This window comes from Kribbella sp. NPDC004536, from assembly GCF_042873835.1.
Classification (GTDB): domain Bacteria; phylum Actinomycetota; class Actinomycetes; order Propionibacteriales; family Kribbellaceae; genus Kribbella.
In genome coordinates this window covers 2,465,931-2,484,705 of record NZ_JBIALY010000001.1, presented here as the reverse complement: position 1 = coordinate 2,484,705, position 18,775 = coordinate 2,465,931, and the positions used below count along the sequence as shown (strand labels likewise).

Annotated in this window: 18 protein-coding genes; 8 read left to right on the top strand and 10 right to left on the bottom strand. The window is 69.5% G+C overall.

Annotated elements, in window-relative coordinates:
* Nucleotides 1-131 precede the first annotated feature (131 nt).
* The 6 genes from ACFYRU_RS12400 to guaD all read left to right on the top strand — a co-directional run bounded on the left by ACFYRU_RS12400 (nucleotide 132) and on the right by guaD (nucleotide 9,819).
* Entirely contained in the window at nucleotides 132-1,766 is a 1,635-nt protein-coding gene (locus tag ACFYRU_RS12400) for a PucR family transcriptional regulator (RefSeq protein ID WP_387656691.1), read from the top strand.
* Between the two features lie 140 nt (nucleotides 1,767-1,906).
* Nucleotides 1,907-3,817: a 2-oxo-4-hydroxy-4-carboxy-5-ureidoimidazoline decarboxylase gene (uraD, locus tag ACFYRU_RS12395; RefSeq protein ID WP_387656689.1), complete on the top strand. Its 1,911-nt coding sequence runs from the start codon at nucleotides 1,907-1,909 to the stop codon at nucleotides 3,815-3,817.
* Nucleotides 3,814-5,328: a xanthine dehydrogenase small subunit gene (locus ACFYRU_RS12390; RefSeq protein ID WP_387656686.1), complete on the top strand. Its 1,515-nt coding sequence runs from the start codon at nucleotides 3,814-3,816 to the stop codon at nucleotides 5,326-5,328. Before uraD (ACFYRU_RS12395) ends, ACFYRU_RS12390 begins: the two co-directional genes overlap by 4 nt.
* On the top strand, nucleotides 5,325-7,652 hold the full coding sequence (xdhB, locus tag ACFYRU_RS12385) for a xanthine dehydrogenase molybdopterin binding subunit (protein ID WP_387656683.1): 2,328 nt from the start codon (nucleotides 5,325-5,327) through the stop codon (nucleotides 7,650-7,652). The genes ACFYRU_RS12390 and xdhB overlap by 4 nt, the downstream gene beginning before the upstream one ends.
* On the top strand, nucleotides 7,640-8,545 hold the full coding sequence (gene xdhC / locus ACFYRU_RS12380; RefSeq protein WP_387656680.1) for a xanthine dehydrogenase accessory protein XdhC: 906 nt from the start codon (nucleotides 7,640-7,642) through the stop codon (nucleotides 8,543-8,545). Before xdhB ends, xdhC begins: the two co-directional genes overlap by 13 nt.
* A complete protein-coding gene (guaD, locus tag ACFYRU_RS12375) occupies nucleotides 8,542-9,819 on the top strand; it encodes a guanine deaminase (RefSeq protein ID WP_387656676.1) in 1,278 nt (425 codons plus the stop codon). Before xdhC ends, guaD begins: the two co-directional genes overlap by 4 nt.
* Nucleotides 9,820-9,849: 30 nt before the next feature.
* Here the strand turns inward: guaD and ACFYRU_RS12370 are convergent, their stop codons facing one another.
* The 8 genes from ACFYRU_RS12370 to ACFYRU_RS12335 all read right to left on the bottom strand — a co-directional run bounded on the left by ACFYRU_RS12370 (nucleotide 9,850) and on the right by ACFYRU_RS12335 (nucleotide 15,873).
* Entirely contained in the window at nucleotides 9,850-10,800 is a 951-nt protein-coding gene (locus tag ACFYRU_RS12370) for a type IV toxin-antitoxin system AbiEi family antitoxin domain-containing protein (protein WP_387656674.1), read from the bottom strand.
* Nucleotides 10,801-10,909: 109 nt separating this feature from the next.
* Entirely contained in the window at nucleotides 10,910-12,247 is a 1,338-nt protein-coding gene (locus ACFYRU_RS12365) for an 8-oxoguanine deaminase (protein ID WP_387656671.1), read from the bottom strand.
* Complete coding sequence (gene pucL / locus ACFYRU_RS12360) at nucleotides 12,247-13,152, bottom strand: factor-independent urate hydroxylase (protein WP_387656668.1); 906 nt, start codon at nucleotides 13,150-13,152, stop codon at nucleotides 12,247-12,249. Before pucL ends, ACFYRU_RS12365 begins: the two co-directional genes overlap by 1 nt.
* Nucleotides 13,153-13,157: 5 nt before the next feature.
* Nucleotides 13,158-13,472, bottom strand: a complete 315-nt coding sequence (uraH, locus tag ACFYRU_RS12355) for a hydroxyisourate hydrolase (protein ID WP_387656665.1) — start codon at nucleotides 13,470-13,472, stop codon at nucleotides 13,158-13,160.
* Entirely contained in the window at nucleotides 13,469-13,963 is a 495-nt protein-coding gene (uraD, locus tag ACFYRU_RS12350) for a 2-oxo-4-hydroxy-4-carboxy-5-ureidoimidazoline decarboxylase (RefSeq protein ID WP_387656662.1), read from the bottom strand. The genes uraH and uraD (ACFYRU_RS12350) overlap by 4 nt, the downstream gene beginning before the upstream one ends.
* Before the next feature lie 88 nt (nucleotides 13,964-14,051).
* Nucleotides 14,052-14,477 carry a helix-turn-helix domain-containing protein gene (locus tag ACFYRU_RS12345; RefSeq protein WP_387656660.1) on the bottom strand — a complete coding sequence of 142 codons (426 nt, stop codon included), beginning with the start codon at nucleotides 14,475-14,477 and terminating at the stop codon, nucleotides 14,052-14,054.
* Nucleotides 14,470-14,709 (bottom strand): thiamine-binding protein, encoded by a 240-nt coding sequence (locus ACFYRU_RS12340; protein WP_387656657.1) that lies wholly within the window; start codon nucleotides 14,707-14,709, stop codon nucleotides 14,470-14,472. The genes ACFYRU_RS12345 and ACFYRU_RS12340 overlap by 8 nt, the downstream gene beginning before the upstream one ends.
* A gap of 9 nt (nucleotides 14,710-14,718) precedes the next feature.
* Nucleotides 14,719-15,873 (bottom strand): DUF6986 family protein, encoded by a 1,155-nt coding sequence (locus ACFYRU_RS12335; protein ID WP_387656655.1) that lies wholly within the window; start codon nucleotides 15,871-15,873, stop codon nucleotides 14,719-14,721.
* 124 nt (nucleotides 15,874-15,997) lie between these two features.
* Here ACFYRU_RS12335 and ACFYRU_RS12330 point away from each other — a divergent pair, with 124 nt between their 5' ends.
* On the top strand, nucleotides 15,998-16,759 hold the full coding sequence (locus ACFYRU_RS12330; RefSeq protein WP_387656652.1) for an IclR family transcriptional regulator: 762 nt from the start codon (nucleotides 15,998-16,000) through the stop codon (nucleotides 16,757-16,759).
* On the opposite strand, the gene ACFYRU_RS12325 is transcribed toward ACFYRU_RS12330, so the two are convergent.
* On the bottom strand, nucleotides 16,760-17,335 hold the full coding sequence (locus tag ACFYRU_RS12325; protein ID WP_387656649.1) for a GNAT family N-acetyltransferase: 576 nt from the start codon (nucleotides 17,333-17,335) through the stop codon (nucleotides 16,760-16,762).
* Nucleotides 17,336-17,345: 10 nt separating this feature from the next.
* On the bottom strand, nucleotides 17,346-18,350 hold the full coding sequence (fgd, locus tag ACFYRU_RS12320; RefSeq protein ID WP_387656647.1) for a glucose-6-phosphate dehydrogenase (coenzyme-F420): 1,005 nt from the start codon (nucleotides 18,348-18,350) through the stop codon (nucleotides 17,346-17,348).
* Nucleotides 18,351-18,440: 90 nt separating this feature from the next.
* On the opposite strand from fgd, the gene ACFYRU_RS12315 reads away from it, so the two are divergent.
* Nucleotides 18,441-18,764 (top strand): hypothetical protein, encoded by a 324-nt coding sequence (locus tag ACFYRU_RS12315; RefSeq protein ID WP_387656644.1) that lies wholly within the window; start codon nucleotides 18,441-18,443, stop codon nucleotides 18,762-18,764.
* Nucleotides 18,765-18,775 lie beyond the last annotated feature (11 nt).

Sequence of the window (18,775 nt, the reverse complement as noted above, 5' to 3'; positions counted from 1 at the left end):
GTGGAACTTGATTTCTGTTCTGCGAAATGACCATAAGTCGCCGGGTCCGGGGCGTCAAGCGTCCGGGGTCCTATATGAGGGCTGTCGTACGCGGGCGCGCGCGTTGTACGTTCCTCTAAAGGAGGTACGCCGTGCTGCTGACGGAACTGCTCGACGCGCCCGAGCTCGGGTTGCGCCTGCTGCACTCGGCGGGCGGCGTACTGGACCGGCCGATCGGGCGGCTGGTGACGACCGACCTGCTGGAGCCCGGGCGGTACCTGAACGGCGGCGAGGTGGTGCTGACCGGGCTCGTCTGGCGGCGCCGGCCGATGGACAGCGAGGTCTTCGTCGCATCGATGGCGGGCCGCGGGGCGACCACGATCCTGGCCGGGAAGGCGCAGCTGGGCGACGTACCGACCGACCTGGTCGAGGCGTGCCGGCGGCACGAGGTGACGCTGATCGAGGTGCCGGTGGAGATCGCGTTCGCGGACATCACCGAGTACGTTGCGGCCGCCGGATCGGCCGAGACCGGGGCGCGGTTGTCGGCCAGCCTCGTCCGGCAACGGCAGCTGTTGTCGTCGATCGCCGCCGGGCGGAGCCTGGACGAACTCGCGGCTCGAATCTCCGCCGAGATCGGCCACGACTGCCGAGTCCTGACCGCCACCGGACGCCACGTCGTACCCGGCCCCAGCGAACTACCCCCCGACACCCTCGACGCCGTAACCCGCAAATTCCTCACCACAGACCGAATGCCCGCAGTCACGGCCGCCCCCGCCGCTGGCGCAGCGGGGGCGGGGGTCGGGGCGGGCGCCGGGACCGGAGCGGGCGCCGGGACCGGGGCGAGTGCCGGGGTGGGGGTGGGGGTTGGGGTGGGGGTTGAGGCGTACAGCTTGTTTTCGGTTGGGTCTGGGTTTGGGAATCGGCTTACTGCTTGGGTGTTGGTGATCGACGGGGACTACACGATGTGGAGTCGCGACCACGTCGAGGCGGTGCACGAGCTTTGTGCGATTGCGGCGCTGGACCGGGCGCGCCGGGACGAGGGGCGGCGGGCGCTCCGGCCGTTGGTCGCCGACGCGCTGTCGCTGGTCGAGTCGGGTGCGGCGCAAGCCGAGGTCGCCGCGCGCCTGCGTCAGGCGGGTGCGCATTCGGAGCGGCCGCTGGTTGTCGCGGTCGCCGGGCTGCGCGACGACGGCCCCGGCGAGGTCGCGCTGACCCTGATCGAGGACGTCGCGCTCACCTTCGGACCGGCCGTCGTCGCGATCGGCCGGGACGGGCTACTGGTCGCATTCCTACCGTTCACGCCCGAGCTCCCGGAGCACCTCCGGCGGGCGTTCGGGCGGCTCGCCCCGGGACTCAACCGCGCCCATCTCGCGGTCGGGATCAGCGGCGAGACGTCGATCGACGCGCTCGCCGGCGCCGTGGAGGAGGCCCGGTTCGCGCAGCGCGCCGCCGGTGCCGCCCGCGCACCCGTCTCGGTGGTCACGTCGGACGAGGTCGCCTCACACGTCCTCCTGCTCGCGACGCTGCCCGACGACGTACGCCGTACGTACAGCAACCGCGTCCTCGGAGCGGTCCTCGACCACGACCGTCGTACCCACGCCGACCTGCTCATGACGCTCCAGGCGTTCCTCGCCTGCTCGTGCTCGTGGACGCGTACGGCGGAGTCGCTCCACCTGCACGTCAACACCGTCCGGTACCGCATCGAACGCGTTGAGCAACTGACCGGACGCGATCTGTCGAGCCTCGAGGACCGCGTCGACATCTTCCTGGCGCTCAAATCCCTGTAGTTGTGTGATCACACAAAACAGGACGTTCTCCGGCTGTTCATCTTCGGAGGTTCACGGGGTGCAATCCAGGGGCTGGTGAGCCGATGCTCAGGGCAGGTCAATCCCCCGCCGCCCCATCGCAGCCGAGGAGCGTGTCCCCGATGAAGGCAAACCGGTCCAACCGCCACCCAGTCGACCAGGTGCTGCCGCCTGGCAAGCTCGCGGTGTACGGCGCTCAGCACGTACTGGCGTTCTACGCCGGGGCGGTGATCGTACCGATCCTGCTCGCCAGCGCGATCGGGCTGAACACCCAGCAGCTGATCCACCTGATCAACGCGGACCTCTTCACCTGCGGAATCGCCTCGATCATCCAGTCCGTCGGGTTCTGGAAGGTCGGCGTCCGGCTGCCGCTGCTGCAGGGCGTCACGTTCACGGCGGTCTCGCCGATGATCGCGATCGGCCTCGCGGCCGGCGGCGGTACGGACGGCCTGCTGGTGATCTACGGCTCCGTACTGGTCGCCGGGCTGGCCACCCTCTTCATCGCGCCGTACTTCAGCAAGCTGATCCGGTTCTTCCCGCCGGTGGTGACCGGTTCGGTGATCACGATCATCGGTCTGGCGCTGCTGCCGGTCGCGGCCGGGGACGCGGTCGGCGGGGCGGGACCGACGGCGGCACCGACCAGCGGCAAGAACATGGCGTACGCGCTCGGCACGCTGGCGCTGATCGTGCTGATCCAGCGGGTGTTCAAGGGGTTCATGGCAACCATCGCGGTCCTGGTCGGCCTGGTGGCCGGGACGCTGGTCGCCTGGGCGTTCGGCGACGCGCACTTCGGTGCGGTGCACGACGCGGCCTGGGTCGGCGTGACGCAGCCGTTCTACTTCGGCTGGCCGAAGTTCTCGGTGGCGGCGATCATCTCGATGATCGTGGTCATGCTGATCACCGCGGTCGAGACCACCGGTGACGTGTTCGCGACCGGTGAGATCGTCGAGAAGCGGATCGGCCGCGACGACATCGCCCGGGCGCTGCGCGCCGACGGCCTGGCGACCACGATCGGCGGCGTCTTCAACTCGTTCCCGTACACCTGCTTCGCCGAGAACGTCGGTCTGGTCCGGCTGACCCGGATCCGCAGCCGCTGGGTGGTCGCCACCGCCGGCGCGATCATGATCCTGATCGGGCTGCTGCCGAAGGCCGGCGCGATCGTGGCCGGCGTACCGCATCCGGTGCTCGGTGGCGCGGCGCTGGCGATGTTCGCGACCGTGGCCGTGGTCGGGTTCCAGACGCTGGCCAAGGTCGACTTCCACGACCACCGGAACGTGGTGATCGTCGCGACGAGCGTCGGCTTGGCGATGTACGTGACCGCGCAGCCGCAGGTCTCGCAGGCGGTACCGCACTGGGCCGAGATCATCTTCGGCAGCGGCATCACCCTCGGCAGCCTGACCGCGATCTTCCTGAACATCCTGTTCCACCACGTCGGCAAGAACTTCGGCCCGGCGGTGGCCGGCCAGCCCGGCGACTCGGTCCGGCTGGACCAGGTCAACCAGATGACCCGCGAGGAGTTCGTGGAGACGTTCGGCGGTCTGTTCCAGGGTCCGCGGTGGGCGGTCGAGCGAGCCTGGGAGATGCGGCCGTACGCCGACACGCACGCGCTGCGGCGGTCGTTCCAGGAGGCGTTGTTCTCCGGGTCGCGGGACGAGCAGGTCGAGCTGATCCAGGCGTACCCGCAGCTCGGGTCCCAGTTCGTCGCGGACGGGCTGAGCGGCGAGGCGTCGCTGCGGGACCAGTCCGACAAGGGGCTGACGTTCCTCGGTGATCCCGAGCGGGACGAACTGACGGCGATCACGTCGGCGTACGAGGACCGGTTCGGGTTCCCGTTGGTGATCTCGGTGCGGGACGCCGAGTCGTACGAACGGATCGTCGAGCAGGGGCGGGAGCGGCTGGGGAACTGCGAGAACCAGGAGCACGCCGCCGCGCTGCTCGAGATCGCGAAGATCGCCGGCTACCGCTTCGACGACTACGTGTCCGACGCCAACCCGATCCACTCCGCGCGTACCCGATGGAGCACGAACCGATGACCACCCAAGCCCTCCGGGCTCCTGCACTGACCGTGAACGGCGACGTCACCCCGATCGGTGACGTCTCCGTCCACACCACCGTCCTCGACTGGCTCCGCGACCGCGGCCTGACCGGCGCCAAGGAGGGGTGCGCCGAAGGTGAATGCGGCGCCTGCTCCGTCCTGGTCGCCCGCCCCGGCATCTCGTCCGCCACCGAGTGGACCGCGATCAACGCCTGCCTCCTCCCCGTCGCCTCCCTGGACGGCCAGGAGCTCCTCACCTCCGAGGGCCTCGGAGCACCGGACAGCTTGCACCCGGTGCAGCAGGAGATGGCAGTCCGAGGCGGCTCCCAGTGCGGCTTCTGCACCCCCGGCTTCATCTGCAGCATGGCCGCCGAGTACTACCGCCCCGGCCGCGCCGGATCCGCCGCTGCAACGGCCGGGGTTGGGGAGGCTTTTCATCCCGGATCGGGCGGAAATCCTCCCCAACCATCCGGTACGGATGCGACCGATCATGAGCATGGGCCGAACGGGTTCGATCTGCACTCGCTGAGCGGGAACCTGTGCCGATGCACCGGCTACCGGCCGATCCGGGACGCTGCCTACGCACTGGACGAGCCGGCCGAGAACGACGCGTTCGCCGTACGCCGCAACTCCCCGCCCCCCGCGCCCGTACCAACGGGCATGGTCTCCACCGAAGGCGAGTTCATCCGCCCGGCCTCGCTGGACCACGCACTTGCCGTACTGGGTGAGCGGGACGATGCGGTGGTAGTAGCCGGCTCGACCGACCTCGGTGTGCAGGTGAACATCTTCGGATCGCGGCCATCGTTGACCATCGCGATCGACCGCCTGGAAGAGCTGCGCGAGTTCAGCTTCGGTACGGACGAGGTACGACTGGGCGCGGCGCTGACGTTGACGGAGATCGAGCGCAGGTTGAGCGGGCGGGTGCCGTTGCTCGCCGAACTGTTCCCGCAGTTCGCGTCGCGGCTGATCCGGAACGGCGCGACGATCGGCGGGAACCTGGGGACCGGATCACCTATCGGGGATACACCTCCCGCACTGCTGGCACTGGATGCGAAGTTGGTGCTGGCTTCGAGCCGGGGGGAGCGGGTGGTCGCGTTGGCTGAGTACTTCACCGGGTACCGGCAGACGGTGAAGTACCCGGACGAGCTGATCAGGACGATCGTGATTCCGTTGCCCTTGGCACCGATCACCGCGTTCCACAAGATCGCCAAGCGGCGCTTCGACGACATCTCCAGCGTCGCGATCGGGTACGCCCTCGACGTCACGGATGGCGTCGTACGGGACGTGAAGATCGGCCTCGGCGGTGTCGCCGCGACTCCGCTGCGCGCCACCGCGACCGAACAAGCACTGATCGGTCAGCCGTGGAACGAGACAACCGTCCGTACCGCCGCCGCCGTGATGGCGACCGAGGGTACGCCGATGGACGATCACCGGGCGAGTTCGTCGTACCGCTCCGCGATGCTCGGCCAGTCATTGTTGCGCTTCTACTTCAAGGAGGTCGAAGCATGAGCCACCTGTCGGAGCGGCCGCTGCAGCCCGTCGTCGGCGTGCCGATGCCGCACGAGAGCGCCGCGCTGCACGTGACCGGAACCGCCTTGTACACAGACGATCTGGTGATGCGCACGCGCGACGTGCTGCACGCCTGGCCGGTGCAGTCGCCGCACGCGCACGCGCGGATCACCGCACTCCGGGTGAAGCCGGCGTACGACGTGCCCGGCGTGGTGCGCGTACTGACCGCGGACGACGTACCGGGGGTGAACGACGCGGGCGTGAAGCACGACGAGCCGTTGTTCCCGGGCGAGGTGATGTTCAACGGGCACGCGGTGTGCTGGGTGCTCGGCGAGACGCTGGAGGCGGCACGTCTCGGGGCGTGCGCGGTCGAGGTCGAGTACGAGCCGCTGCCGGCGCTGATCGGCGTCCGCGACGCGATCGACGCCGGGAGCTTCCAGGGCATCGGGCGGCACCTGGAGCGCGGCGACGTCGACGCGGCGCTGGCCGGTGCGGAACACGTCTTCCGCGGCGAGTTCGAATTCGCCGGGCAGGAGCACTTCTACCTGGAGACGCATTCGGCGTTGGCGCTGGTGGACGAGTACGGGCAGATCTTCGTGCAGTCGAGTACGCAGCACCCGTCGGAAACGCAGGAAATCGTTGCACACGTACTCGGGCTGGCCAGCCATTCCGTGACGGTGCAGTGCCTGCGGATGGGCGGCGGGTTCGGCGGCAAGGAGATGCAGCCGCACGGGTTCGCCGCGATCGCCGCGCTGGGCGCGACGCTGACCGGACGGCCGGTGCGGTTGCGGCTGAACCGGACGCAGGACATGACGATGTCGGGCAAGCGGCACGGGTTCCACAGCAAGTGGACAGTCGGGTTCGGGGCCGATGGCAAGCTTGTCGCGCTCGACGCCACGTTGACCGCGGACGGCGGGTGGAGCCTCGACCTGTCGGAGCCGGTACTGGCGCGGGCGATGTGCCACATCGACAACGCGTACGAGATCCCGCACGTCCGCGTCGACGGGCAGATCGCGAAGACCAACAAGACCTCGCAGACCGCGTTCCGCGGGTTCGGTGGGCCGCAGGGGATGCTGGTGATCGAGGACATCCTCGGACGCTGCGCCCCGCTGCTCGGGTACGACGCGGCGGAGCTGCGGCGGCGGAACTTCTACCAGCCGGGCGACTCCACGCCGTACGGGCAACCAGTACGGCACGCGGACCGGCTCGAGTCGTGCTGGTCGCAGGTTCTCTCCGCTGGTGAGGTTGATCGGCGTGTTGCGGAGATCGCCGAGTTCAACGCAGCTCATGAGCACGTGAAGCGCGGGTTGGCGTTGACGCCGGTGAAGTTCGGGATCTCGTTCAACCTGACCGCGTTCAACCAGGCCGGCGCGTTGGTGCACGTCTACAAGGACGGGTCGGTGCTGATCAACCACGGCGGCACCGAGATGGGTCAGGGCCTGCACACGAAGATGCTGCAGGTCGCCGCGACGACCCTCGGCGTCTCCCTCTCTCGCGTGCGACTGGCACCCACGCGGACCGACAAGGTACCGAACACGTCCGCGACCGCGGCGTCGTCCGGTGCCGACCTGAACGGGGCGGCGATCAAGAACGCGTGCGAGCAGATCCGGGAGCGGCTGGCGACGGTTGCCGGCGGCAAGCTTGGGATCAGTCCCTTGGACGTACGGTTCGTCGACGGTGTCGTACGCGGGCTGTCCGGAGACGGCGTCGACTGGAACGAGCTCGTCAACCTCGCGTATCACCAGCGGGTGCAGCTGTGGGCGGCCGGCTTCTACCGGACCGAGGGCCTGCACTGGGACGCGAACGCGATGCGCGGCGAGCCGTTCAAGTACTTCGCGTACGGCGTCGCGGCGTCGGAGGTCGAGGTCGACGGGTTCACCGGGGCGTACACGCTGCGCCGGGTCGACATCGTGCACGACGTCGGCGACAGCCTCAGCCCGCTGATCGACATCGGCCAGATCGAGGGCGGCTTCGTCCAGGGCGCGGGCTGGCTGACGCTGGAGGACCTCCGCTGGGACGCGAACACGGGCCGGCTGTCGACGCAGGCAGCGTCGACGTACAAACTCCCGAGCTTCTCCGAGATGCCGGAAGTCTTCAACGTCACCTTGCTGGAGAAGGCTCACGAGGATGGCGCCGTCTACGGCTCCAAGGCTGTAGGCGAACCCCCCCTCATGCTCGCCTTCTCCGTCCGAGAGGCGCTGCGCCAAGCCGCTGCCGCCTTCGGCCCGGCTGGTACCAGCGTCGACCTCCCGTCCCCCGCAACACCGGAGGCCGTCTATTGGGCGGTCGAGCGGGCGCGAGGAGGTGCGTCATGGAGTGGGTGAAGGCCGTTCAGCGGTTGCGTTCCCGGCGTGCGGCGGGGGTGTTGGTGACCGTGTTGTCCGTACGCGGGCACGCACCGCGCGAGGCGGGCGCGAAGATGGTTGTTGCTGTGGACAACGTTTGGGGAACCGTTGGCGGCGGCAACCTCGAGGCGCTCGGGGTCGAGCGTTCGCGGGAGATGATCGCCGACGGGGTGACGACGCCTGAGGTGCTGACCGCGGCGCTGTCCGACAAAGCGCCGTACCAGCACGGGGTCCAGTGTTGTGGTGGTGAGGTGAAGCTGTTGCTGGAACCGTTGCCCGTGGTGCCGTCCGTGGCGATCTTCGGCGTCGGGCACGTCGGGCTCGAACTCGCGCGGATCCTCGCGCGGCACGACCTCGAACTCCACCTCGTCGACTCACGCGCCGACCAGCTGACCACCGAACGGCTCGGCGTGCTGGACGACGCGGTCGCCCAGGTACACGTACACAACGTCCCGGTGCTGCCCGAGCTGGTCGTCGGGGAGCTGCCGCCCGGTACGCATACCGTGATCATGACCCACGACCACGCGGAGGACGCCGCGCTCTGCGACGCCGCGATCCGCAACGACCAGCTGGCGACGATCGGGCTGATCGGGTCGAGTGCGAAGTGGACCCGGTTCCAGCGCAAGCTCGCCGAGGACGGCAACCCACCCGAGGCGATCGCCCGCATCACCACGCCGATCGGCATCCCGAGCATCACCGGCAAGCAGCCGGCCGTGATCGCGGTCAGCGTCGCGGCCTGGCTGCTCGAACGCTTCACCACCCAGTCCACCGAGGCGCTCCCGGCCTCGGCGGAGTCTGCCGCGCGGCTTCCCGTGTCGGCTCGATCTGCCGAGCGTCGCCCCGCCTCGGCTCAGCGTAAGGCACAAGCATGACTCTCTACCGTGGCACGTTCATCGACACCCCGGAGAACCCGTTCGCGGGCGCCGGGCTGCGGGTCGACAGCGACGCCGGCCTGCTGGTCGAGGACGGGCTGATCGTTGCCCGCGGCCCGTACTCGGAGCTGCGCCAGGCGCACCCCGCCGAGCAGGTCGTGGACCTGCGCGACGGCGTCGTCCTGCCCGGGTTCGTCGACACCCACGTGCACTTCCCGCAGATCCGCGCGGTCGGCGGCCTCGGCCTGCCGCTGCTCGAATGGCTCGACCGGTACGCCCTCCCGGAGGAGGCGCGGATGGCCGACGTGGCGTATGCGACCAGCGTCGCCAACGAGTTCGTCCGCGGCCTGGCGGCAGCCGGTACGACATCCGCGCTCGTCTTCGGCGCGCACTACGCGGACGCCGTCGACGCGCTCTTCACCGCCGCGTCGCAGGTCGGCCTGCGGATCACGTCCGGCCTGGTGCTGAGCGACCGCCTGCTCCGACCGGAGTTGCTGACCACGCCCGTCCGCGCGTACGCCGAATCGCTCGCGCTGGCCAACCGCTGGCACGGCGTCGGCCGCAACCGGTACGCCGTGACGCCGCGCTTCTCGCTGTCCTGCACCGACGACCTGCTCGCCACCTGCCGGGAGCTGATGGACGCGATCCCCGGCGCCATGTTCACCTCGCACGTGAACGAGAACGAGGCCGAGATCGCGACGGTCGCCGACCTGTTCGGAGGCAGCGACTACGTGACGACGTACGACCGCCACGGCCTGGTGGACCGCCGTACCGTACTCGCGCACAACGTCCACCCGACCGACGTCGAGCTCAAACTCCTCGCGACCAGCGGCGCCACGGTCGCCCACTGCCCGACGAGCAACGCCGCGCTGGGCAGCGGCCTGTTCCCGCTGACGCGCCACCTGCAGCACGGCGTACGCGTGGCGCTCGGCTCCGACGTCGGCGCCGGTACGGGCTTCTCGCTCCTCAAGGAAGGCCTCCAGGCGTACTTCTGCCAGCAACTCCAAGGCGACCAGGGCCGCCCGCTGACCGCCGCGCACCTGCTCTACCTGGCGACGACCGCCGGCGCCGAAGCGCTGAACCTCCCCCAGGTAGGCCACCTGTCCGTCGGCCAGTACTTCGACGCCCAACTCCTCCGCCCCGCCGAGGGCTCCCCCCTCGCGGTCGCGATCACCCACGCCGAAGACACCGAAGAAGCCCTCGCCCGAATCTTCACCCTAGGCACCCCCACCGACATCCAAGCCGTCTGGCTCAACGGCGACCTGTTGCACTGAGCAGCACACGCGGGGACTGGCGATAGGCAATTACCTATCGTCAGTCCCCTTGGCGTAGTGCAACATTGCGCGCCGGAGCCGGGCGGCGGTTGCGTGGGGTTTGCTGAGGTCGTGCCAGCCGACCCGGCTGACGCCGTAGCCGCGCTCGCGGAGGCGGTCCTCGCGCCACTTCTCCGCGAGTACGGCGTCCGGGGATCCGCCGTACTTCGCCGCCCCGTCGAACTCGACCACCAGGCCACCGGCGAGCAGGAAGTCGACGCGGCCGATCTCGTCGCCGGAGTCGTCCCAGATCTTCACCTGCAACTGCGGCGCGGGCAGGCCGTGGTTGGCCATCAGTACCCGGAGGCGTGACTCACCGACGGATTCGCTCCGAGCGTCGGCGAACTGCACCGCAGCGTTCGCAGCGGGTCGTCCGTGCCAGTGCCGATGACGCCGTACGACGGCCGCGAGCCGCTCCCGGTCCGTGAGCTTCAGCCGGAGCGCGGCATCGGCGAGGACCACGCCGACCTCGTACGTCGTCGTACAGGCTGTCTCCACCACCGCGCGCTCGCAACTGGTGACGCGCAACCCGTCCAGCTCCACGATCTCGTCGGCGGCGATCGCGCCCCGGTGCAGCTGAACCCCGCGACCCACGCGCGACAACCCCGTCGCCACGCGGGTGAAGTGCACCCTCGACAGGTCGGCGCCCCAGACCGGGAGACCGTGCAGCATCGCCGCCGACTGATGGCTGACGACGACGTCGCCGAGTCGTTCCCGCGCCATCCGCACACTCAGCCGATGGAGCCGGATCGCCCGGTCCCAGGGCGGTTCGTCGGCGGGCCAGTCGCACGGTTCGACGTACGAGTTGAAACTCATCCGGACCCACTGGCCGCTCCGTACCCGCCGGCGCAGCTGGCTGTCGCTGTAGCCGGCGGCCAGCGCGTCGGGGCGCGTGAACCACCCGCCCCGCTGCGCCGCGATCACTTCCAATCTCCTGTTCACGCCCAAGAACATGCACGCGCCGCGCGGCCCGCGCGCAGGCGATTCGTACGACTGTGGATAACCCGCGGCGACTGGCGATAGGGCATCACCTATCGCCAGTCGCCGGGATCTATCGGCAGAGGACGTTTTGAGTCCGGGCTACGTCCGCCGCGAGCGTACGTTCGTCGGCGGTTCGGAGTACGCCGTGTTCTACGACGGGGCGGCCGTTCGCGAGGAGTAGTGCGAGGGGCGGGGGTGTGGAGAGGGTCAGGGCCGCGATCGGGTCGGGGATCCCGGCGTGGGCGAGGCCGGTCAGGTCCCACAGGGCGAGGTCGGCGAGTTTGCCCGGTTCGAGGGAGCCGAGGTCGGCGGAGCGGCCGAGGATGCGGGCGCCGTCGAGGGTGGCCATTTCGAGGGCGTCGCGGACGGTCAGGGCTTGCGGGCCGCCGCGGGCGCGGGCGAACAGGAGTGCGTGCCGGAGTTCCTCGACGAGGCTGCCGGATTCGTTGCTGGCGGCCCCGTCCACGCCTAGGCCGACGGGCGATCCCGCGGCGCGGAGGTCGGCGGTACGGGCGATGCCGGCGCCGAGGCGGGCGTTCGAACTGGGGCAGTGGGCGACGCCCGTACCGGTACCGCCGAGGTGCTTGATCTCCGCGTCGTCGAAATGGATGCCGTGCGCGAACCACACGTCCGGCCCGGTCCAGCCGAGGCGGTCGGCGTACTCGAGCGGCGTACACCCGTACGTCTCCCGGCACCACGCCGTCTCGTCCGTGGTCTCCGCGAGGTGCGTGTGCATCCGTGCGCCCCGACGCCGCGCCAGCTCGGCCGACTCGCGCATCAGTTCGCCGCTGACGCTGAACGGCGAGCACGGTGCGACGACGATCTGCAGCATCGAGTCAGGTGATGGGTCGTGCCAACGGTCTATCGCGGCCTCGGTCGCGGTGAGGATCTCGTCACGGTCCTCGACCACCGAGTCCGGCGGCAGGCCACCGTCCTTCTGACCGCGGTCCATCGACCCGCGCGCGGGATGGAACCGCAGCCCGATCTCGCGCGCCGCATCGATCTCCGCGGCGAGCAGATCTCCACCTGGGAAGACATAGTGGTGATCGGCGACCGTAGTACATCCGGTGAGCGCGAGGTGGGCGAGCGCTGCGCGAGCCGCGACGTTCACGGTTTCCTCGGTGATCCGCGCCCAGACCGGATACAGCGTCGTCAGCCACTCGAAGAGTGTCGCGTCGGCGGCCAGCCCGCGTGTCACCCACTGGTACAGGTGCTGGTGCGTGTTCACGAACCCCGGTGTGACGAGACACCCCCGCCCGTCGATCACCCGCGCCTCGTCGTACGCCGGCGCCGGGCCCGGCCCGACCGCGACCAGGCGATTGCCCTCGGCAACCACATGCCCGGTGAACTCGCGCCGGCCCGGATCGAGGGTCGCCACGTAGGCGCCCTCGATCACGATCCGTTCCATCAGCAGAAGCCCGCGATGTTGACCCAGGCGCTGCCGGAGTCGCTGGCGTCGTCGCGGGTCACGGTCGCCTCGATCAGGCCGTACGGGCGGTCAGCGGCGATGAACACCTCGCCCGGGTTCTCCACACCGAACGGCGAGAGATCCACCAGGAAGTGGTGCTTGTTCGGCGCCGAGAATTTGATCTCGGCAACTTCCGGGTGCTCTTCGAGTACGGCCTCACCCATGCCGTACAGCGTCTGCTGCAGCGCCAGACTGTGGATCGTGGCGAAGCGCGACAGCAGCAGCGCTTTGATGGAGTCGTACGACTTGTCCCAGTCGACGTCGGTGTGGTCGTAGCGCCAGCGGGCCACAAGCGAGGTCGCGAGGATCCGGTCGTTCGTCTCCGGCAGCGTCGTGTACTCGTCCTTCAGGAACCCGTGGAACTCCGAACCGGTCGACTTCAGTACGACGAGGTCGCTGATCCCGGACACGACGTACGCCTTCCGGTCCGCGCCGCGCCCGTCGATGTTGACGACCGTGTTGCGTACCCCGGTCCCGCTGCGGACGAACGAGTGGTCGTGTTCCTGACCGTCGACGAGGATCCGCTCCCAGGCGTACTCCTCGACCTCGATCCGGGCACCCGACGCGGCCGGCGACGCCTCGAGGAACCGGTCGCCGAGGGTCAGCGCGTAGTCCTCGATCGCGCCGACGCCCTTTTGCTTCGCGAACGCGAACGCGGTGTTCTTCTGCGTGTCGGTCGGCAGTACGTCGGCCTGGTCGCCGCTGGTGTGCGCGGCCTCGAAGTCGCCGCGGAGCGCGGTCGACACGTTCAGGTCGCGGATCTGGTGGCGCGGCGTGTCACGGTAGATGCGGACGACGCGGTTCTCGGCTTTGCCGTACTGGTTGGCTCCCAGGTGGATGGCCATCGGGGTCAGCTCCCTCGGTAGGTGGAAAACGCGAACGGGCTGAGCAGCAACGGGACGTGGTAGTGCCGCTCGTCGGCGACCGTGAAGGTCACGGAGACCTCGGGAAAGAAGATGTCCTGGCCGGTGGATTCCGCGTACGTCGTGACGTCGAAGCGGAGGCGGTACGTCCCTGGGCCGAGCGTCGGCGCCAGCGCGATCCGTCCGTCCGCGTCCGTCGTACCCGTCGCCAGCACGGCGTCACCTGCGTACAGCTGCACCGGAACACCGGCTGCCGGTCGACCGAGTGCAGTGTCAAGGACGTGCGTGGACAAGGAGCTCATGGCGCCACCACCTTGCTCAGGCGGAGCAGCGCGATCTTGCGCAGCTCCTCGTGGACAACCGCAGCCTCGGTCGCGTCGTCGTGCGTGAGGCGGGTCCGCAGACTGCTCAGCATCTGGTCCGCCGAGAGTCCGGTGGCACAGATCAGGAACACCCGGCCGAACCGGTCCTCGTACTGACGGTTGCCCTCAGCAAGTTCCTGGCGGACGCCGGCGTCGTCGCCGACCCCGGACTGCTCGGACCGCGACCAGGACGCCTCCGTACTCGCGCCCCGCGGCCGGTCACCGATCCGCGGATGCGCCTGCAGGGCCCGGTCGACCTCGTCGTCGCCGAGCTCCCGCAGTACCTGGTCGGCGAGCGCGGTCAGTGCGGCGAGGTCGCCGTACGGACGCTTCGCGAGGACTGCCTCGACCCACCGGGGTACGTCGCAGCAGGCCGCCAGCGCCGGCCGCAGCCGGTCGCTCCGAGCGGAGTTGAACTCCTCCAGGTCCACGATCACACCTTCTCGAATCCCGAAATCAACTTTCCGTATGACGAGAGCGTGACACCCGCCGAGCCCGCCGTCAACAGTTTGTTGAATTTCAGCGGGCGCGGTTCAGGTAGTTGTAGACGGTGAAGCGGGTGACACCGAGCGCCTCGGCCACGATCTCCGCCGACTTCCGGTACTCGAACGCACCCCGCGACTCCAACAACAACACCGCCCGCTGCTTGTCGTGCCGCGACAGCTCACGCAACGGCCCACCCAGTTCCTCCGCAACAGCGGCCAGCAGACTCTGCACGCCGCCGTCGACGGCACGGTCGGGCGCCGCCCCGACCGCCCTCCCGGAGGTCCTCCCGGAGGCACTGGCGCCCGGCTGCGCGGCCGGCAGCCGGACGGCGACCACAGGCTCGCCGTCCCACTCCAGCGTGACGTCGTCTCGCGCGGCTTCCGCGGGGTCGACCAGCTCGGCGTTCAGTCGGTCGACCAGCGGCGTGATCGCCACGACGAGCGGATGCGATTCAGGCATCGCGGCGTACCTGCAGGGTCACCTGGCTCGCGCCGCCGGCGAACGCGGCCTCGAGCACCTTCGGGAGAGCGGGCAGCAGGACGTGCTGCTCCCCGCTGACCTGCGTACCGAGCGGGCCGAACTCGCAGTCGAGCCCGGCCGCCTCCGCCACTCGCAGCGCCTCGGTGGCATGCGCCGGCGGCGAGCCCTCCACGTCGAAGGGCTCGGTGGTGAACTCCGCTACCAGTCGCATATCGCGAGGCTAGGCGCGCCGGGCCAGTTTCGCGAGGTCCTTGATGTCGAAGTCGCCCGCGTCGATCGCGCCGCACTCGATGCCACGCAGTACGAAACCGGCCAGCGCGACGGCGGTCGCCGGCTCGTCGAGGTATCCGGACTCGCCGTGGCCGAGGTACGCGCGCAACCGGAGCGCGGCCTGGTCGAGACCCTCGCGGTAGAACAGGTACGTCGCCGCGAACCGGGTCGGCAGCTGCGCTGGATGCATGTCCCAGCCCTGGTAGATGCCGCGCGCGAGCGAACGCCGTACCAGCCGGAAGTGCAACCGCCACGCGTCGTGGATCGCATCCCCGACCGGGAGAACATTGGTCGAACCATCGGATACGAACACGCCGGTACCGGCCGCGGCGAGCTGCATGACGTCCTTGGCGTGGTCCGCGACCGGGTGCTCCATGCTCTGGTACGCCGCGGCGACGCCGAGCGAGGCGGAGTAGTCGTACGTGCCGTAGTGCAACCCGGTGACGCGCGTACCGCCGGCCTTGACCATCCGGGCGATCAGCGCCGTACCGTCCGCGCCGAGGATCGCCTGCGGCGTCTCGACCTGGATCTCGAACTTGAGCTGCGGCAGCTGGTGCTTCTGCTCGAGGATCTCGAGTACGTAGACCATCGCCGACACCTGCTCGACCGAGGTCACCTTCGGAAGCGTGATCACGAATCCGTCGCCGACCTCGCCCAGGTGTTCGAGGAACAGGTCGAGGGTCCGTACGCCGCGACGCCGCGTCGGCGCCTCCAGCGACTTGATCCGGAGCCCGTAGTACGGAGTCTGCTGGGCGACCTGGGCCGCGGCGATCGCAGCCGCGTCCTCCTCGTCGTCCGGCCGGTTCCCGTACCCGTCCTCGAAGTCGATGCGGAGGTCCTCGATCGGCTCGCGTTCGAGCTTGCCGCGGACCCGGTCGTACACGTCGTCCGGGAGGTCGAGTTCCTTCGCGAACTCCGGATGCTCGTCGAGCGCCGTCCGCGCCTGCGCACCCCAGTCCGCGACCGTGTCCGCGGCGTACCGGTCGGCCGGGACGTAGACGGTGTGGACGGGCTGCCGGACCCCGCGGTCACCCCGGTAGTCGGCGGTCAAGGCGGCATCGGCAGCTGCCAGCCGGCGGTCGAGCTCGCTCACCAGATCATCCACGCATGGCCTCCTTTTTCCGTATTGTGGAGACTAATATCTACTTTATGGAAGACACAAGCGCTTGAGGTCCAGGATCTGGCGCTAAACTTCCGTGATGCGGAAAGACGCCGGAAAGGTGGAGGGTATGGCGGAGACGAACGGCAAGGGCCGCACCGGCAGCGTGCAGTCCATCGAGCGCGCCTTCGGGCTGCTCGAGACGATGGCCGACGCCGGCGGGATGATGGGCCTGTCCCAGCTCGCCGCCGCGTCCGGGCTGCCGCTGCCGACGATCCACCGGCTGGTCCGCACGCTCGTCGACCTCGGGTACCTGCGGCAGGAGCCGTCCCGGCAGTACGTGCTCGGCCCGACGCTGATCCGGCTCGGAGAGAGTTCGTCGCACATGCTCAGTGTGTTCGCCCGGCCGCACCTGGCGCGCCTGGTCGACGAGCTCGGCGAGTCCGCGAACATGGCGATGCTCGACGGCGACCAGATCGTGTACCTCGCGCAGGTCCCGTCGCGGCACTCGATGCGGATGTTCACCGAGGTCGGCCGCCGGGTCCTCCCGCACTGCACCGCGGTCGGCAAGGCGATCCTGGCCCAGTTCCCGGACGCCGAGGTCCGCGAACTGCTGCACCGCACCGGCATGCCCAAGCACACCGACAACACCATCACGACCCCCGACGCCTTCACCGCCCAGCTCCACCTCGCCGGGGAACACGGCTACGCGACGGACGAAGGCGAACAAGAGCTGGGCGTCCGCTGTGTGGCGGTAGCCGTCCCCGACGCCCCGTCCCACCTGGCCATCTCGATCTCCGGCCCGGCCGGCCGGATGACCGAGCCCCTGGTGGAACAGGCCATCCCCCTCCTCACCCAGGCCGCCAAGGCTCTGTCGGAGGACCTGCGCTAGTCAGGGGGCGTAGGTGCGCCAGCGCTCGGTGAGTTGGTAGCCGAGCGCCTCGTTGGCCTGGAGGCTTGCCTGGTTGACGGCTGCGCCGCCGGTGCCGAACCGGGTGATCCCCACGTCCAGCAACGCGAGGATCGAGGCGGCCTTCACCGCCTGGCCGACGCCACGCCGCCGGTACGCCGCCAGCACCGAGGTGAACGCGGTCTCACCGCGGCCCTCGTGCTCGCGGATGACGGTCGCTGCCACCAGCCGGTTGCCGTCGAATGCACCGAAAACCCGGTTGGCCGGCCACAACGCCTGGACGTTGGCGAGATTGCCGATGTCGTGATGGGTCGCCGGTGTGTCGGGGTAGTCCGGCTGGTTCGTCTTCTCGAGGGTGTGCAGGGCCGATGCCGACTCGGGTCCGAGTTCACGAACGGTCAGACCGCCTGCGGTCGCGCGCCGTACGGCCGACTCCAGCAGGTCGCGGTCGGGGTCGTACAACCGGACCGCCCAGGACTCGGCGACCACGCGGTAACCGGCTGCTTCCAGCTCGGCGCACCGCGGGTCACCTTCCTGAACGATCTCGTAGTCACCCACCAGGAGATTGTCAGCCCAGTTTGCGCAGCAACGGAAGGACGTCTTCGGTGAACTGGGTCAGGAACCGCTCCTGGTCGTTGCCCGGACCGTGGACGACGAAGTGGTTGAAGCCGGCGTCGACGTACGGCTGCAACTGCTTCAGCGCGTCCTCCGGGTCCGACGCCACGATCCACCGCTTCGCGACCTGCTCGATCGGCAGCTCGTCGGCGAGCCGCTCCATCTCGGTCGCGCTGGTGACGCTGTGCTTCTGCTCCGCGGTCAGCGACAGCGGCGCCCAGAACCGGGTGTTCTCCAGCGCCAGCGCCGGGTCGCGGTCGTACGAGATCTTCACCTCGAGCATCCGGTCGACGTCCTCGAACGTCTTCCCGGCCTTCTCCGCGCCCTCGCGAACGGCCGGGATCAGCTGCTCGGTGTACAGCTCCATGCCCTTGCCCGACGTCGCGATGAACCCGTCACCGGCGCGTCCGGCGTACCGCGCGACGAGCGGCCCGCCCGCGGCGACGTACACCTTGATCGGGGTCTCGGGGCGGTCGTAGATGAACGCGTCGACGGTCTTGTAGTACGGACCCTCGGAGCTGACGCCGTCCTTCGTCCACAGGTCGCGGATCAGCTGGACGGCCTCCCGCAACCGGGCGAACCGCTCCTTGAACTCGGGCCACTCGCGCCCCGACACGGCGATCTCGTTCAGCGCCTCGCCGGTGCCGACACCGAGCATCACGCGGCCCGGGTACAGCATGCCCATCGTCGCGAACGCCTGCGCGATCACCGCCGGGTTGTACCGGAACGTCGGCGTGAGTACCGACGTACCGAGCTGCACCCGCTCGGTGCGCTCGCCGACCGCCGCCATCCAGGCCAGCGCGAACGGCGCGTGCCCGCCCTCGTGCCGCCACGGCAGGAAGTGGTCCGACACGGTCACGCTGTCGAGTCCCAGCTGCTCGGCCCGTACGGAGTACTCCACCAGGTCCCGCGGCCCGAACTGCTCGGCCGATGCCTTGTACCCGACCCGAATGCTCACTCTCTGCTCCAAACGTCGTCTTGCGCGTACTTCGAGACAACCGCGTCCAGGTCCGACTTTATGCCGCCCGCGACCCCTACCATCCAGAACGTGTACGCGAATGACGCACGAGTGCTGGGCCTGATCGGTACGACGTTCCGCGCGGCGGCGCTGCCCGCGATCCGCGTCACCGTACCCGCGGCACTCGCCGAACGGGCCGTCGCCGCCTGGGAACACGACGACACGACCGCACCGGACCCGGCCGAGGACCCGTACGCGCGCCTGCAACGGCACCGCGCCGGAGCGCTCGCCCTGATCGGTCTGTCGATCACCGAGAGCGGGAAACTCGACGCCGACGGGAACACAGTCGTCGACCTCAGCCCAGAGCTGGTCGGCGTGGCGATGTCCGCGGCGGACGACGTGCTGCGGCGCTGATCGCGCCGGTG

What these genes read in the sequence shown, in the direction of transcription:
- ACFYRU_RS12330 (WP_387656652.1), top strand. Translation starts at nt 15,998, where the DNA reads ATGGCGGAGACGAACGGCAAGGGCCGCACCGGCAGCGTGCAGTCCATC.
- uraD (WP_387656689.1), top strand. Translation starts at nt 1,907, where the DNA reads ATGAAGGCAAACCGGTCCAACCGCCACCCAGTCGACCAGGTGCTGCCG.
- xdhC (WP_387656680.1), top strand. Translation starts at nt 7,640, where the DNA reads ATGGAGTGGGTGAAGGCCGTTCAGCGGTTGCGTTCCCGGCGTGCGGCG.
- xdhB (WP_387656683.1), top strand. Translation starts at nt 5,325, where the DNA reads ATGAGCCACCTGTCGGAGCGGCCGCTGCAGCCCGTCGTCGGCGTGCCG.
- ACFYRU_RS12365 (WP_387656671.1), bottom strand. Translation starts at nt 12,247, where the DNA reads ATGGAACGGATCGTGATCGAGGGCGCCTACGTGGCGACCCTCGATCCG.
- ACFYRU_RS12340 (WP_387656657.1), bottom strand. Translation starts at nt 14,709, where the DNA reads ATGCGACTGGTAGCGGAGTTCACCACCGAGCCCTTCGACGTGGAGGGC.
- guaD (WP_387656676.1), top strand. Translation starts at nt 8,542, where the DNA reads ATGACTCTCTACCGTGGCACGTTCATCGACACCCCGGAGAACCCGTTC.
- ACFYRU_RS12390 (WP_387656686.1), top strand. Translation starts at nt 3,814, where the DNA reads ATGACCACCCAAGCCCTCCGGGCTCCTGCACTGACCGTGAACGGCGAC.
- pucL (WP_387656668.1), bottom strand. Translation starts at nt 13,152, where the DNA reads ATGGCCATCCACCTGGGAGCCAACCAGTACGGCAAAGCCGAGAACCGC.
- ACFYRU_RS12345 (WP_387656660.1), bottom strand. Translation starts at nt 14,477, where the DNA reads ATGCCTGAATCGCATCCGCTCGTCGTGGCGATCACGCCGCTGGTCGAC.
- uraH (WP_387656665.1), bottom strand. Translation starts at nt 13,472, where the DNA reads ATGAGCTCCTTGTCCACGCACGTCCTTGACACTGCACTCGGTCGACCG.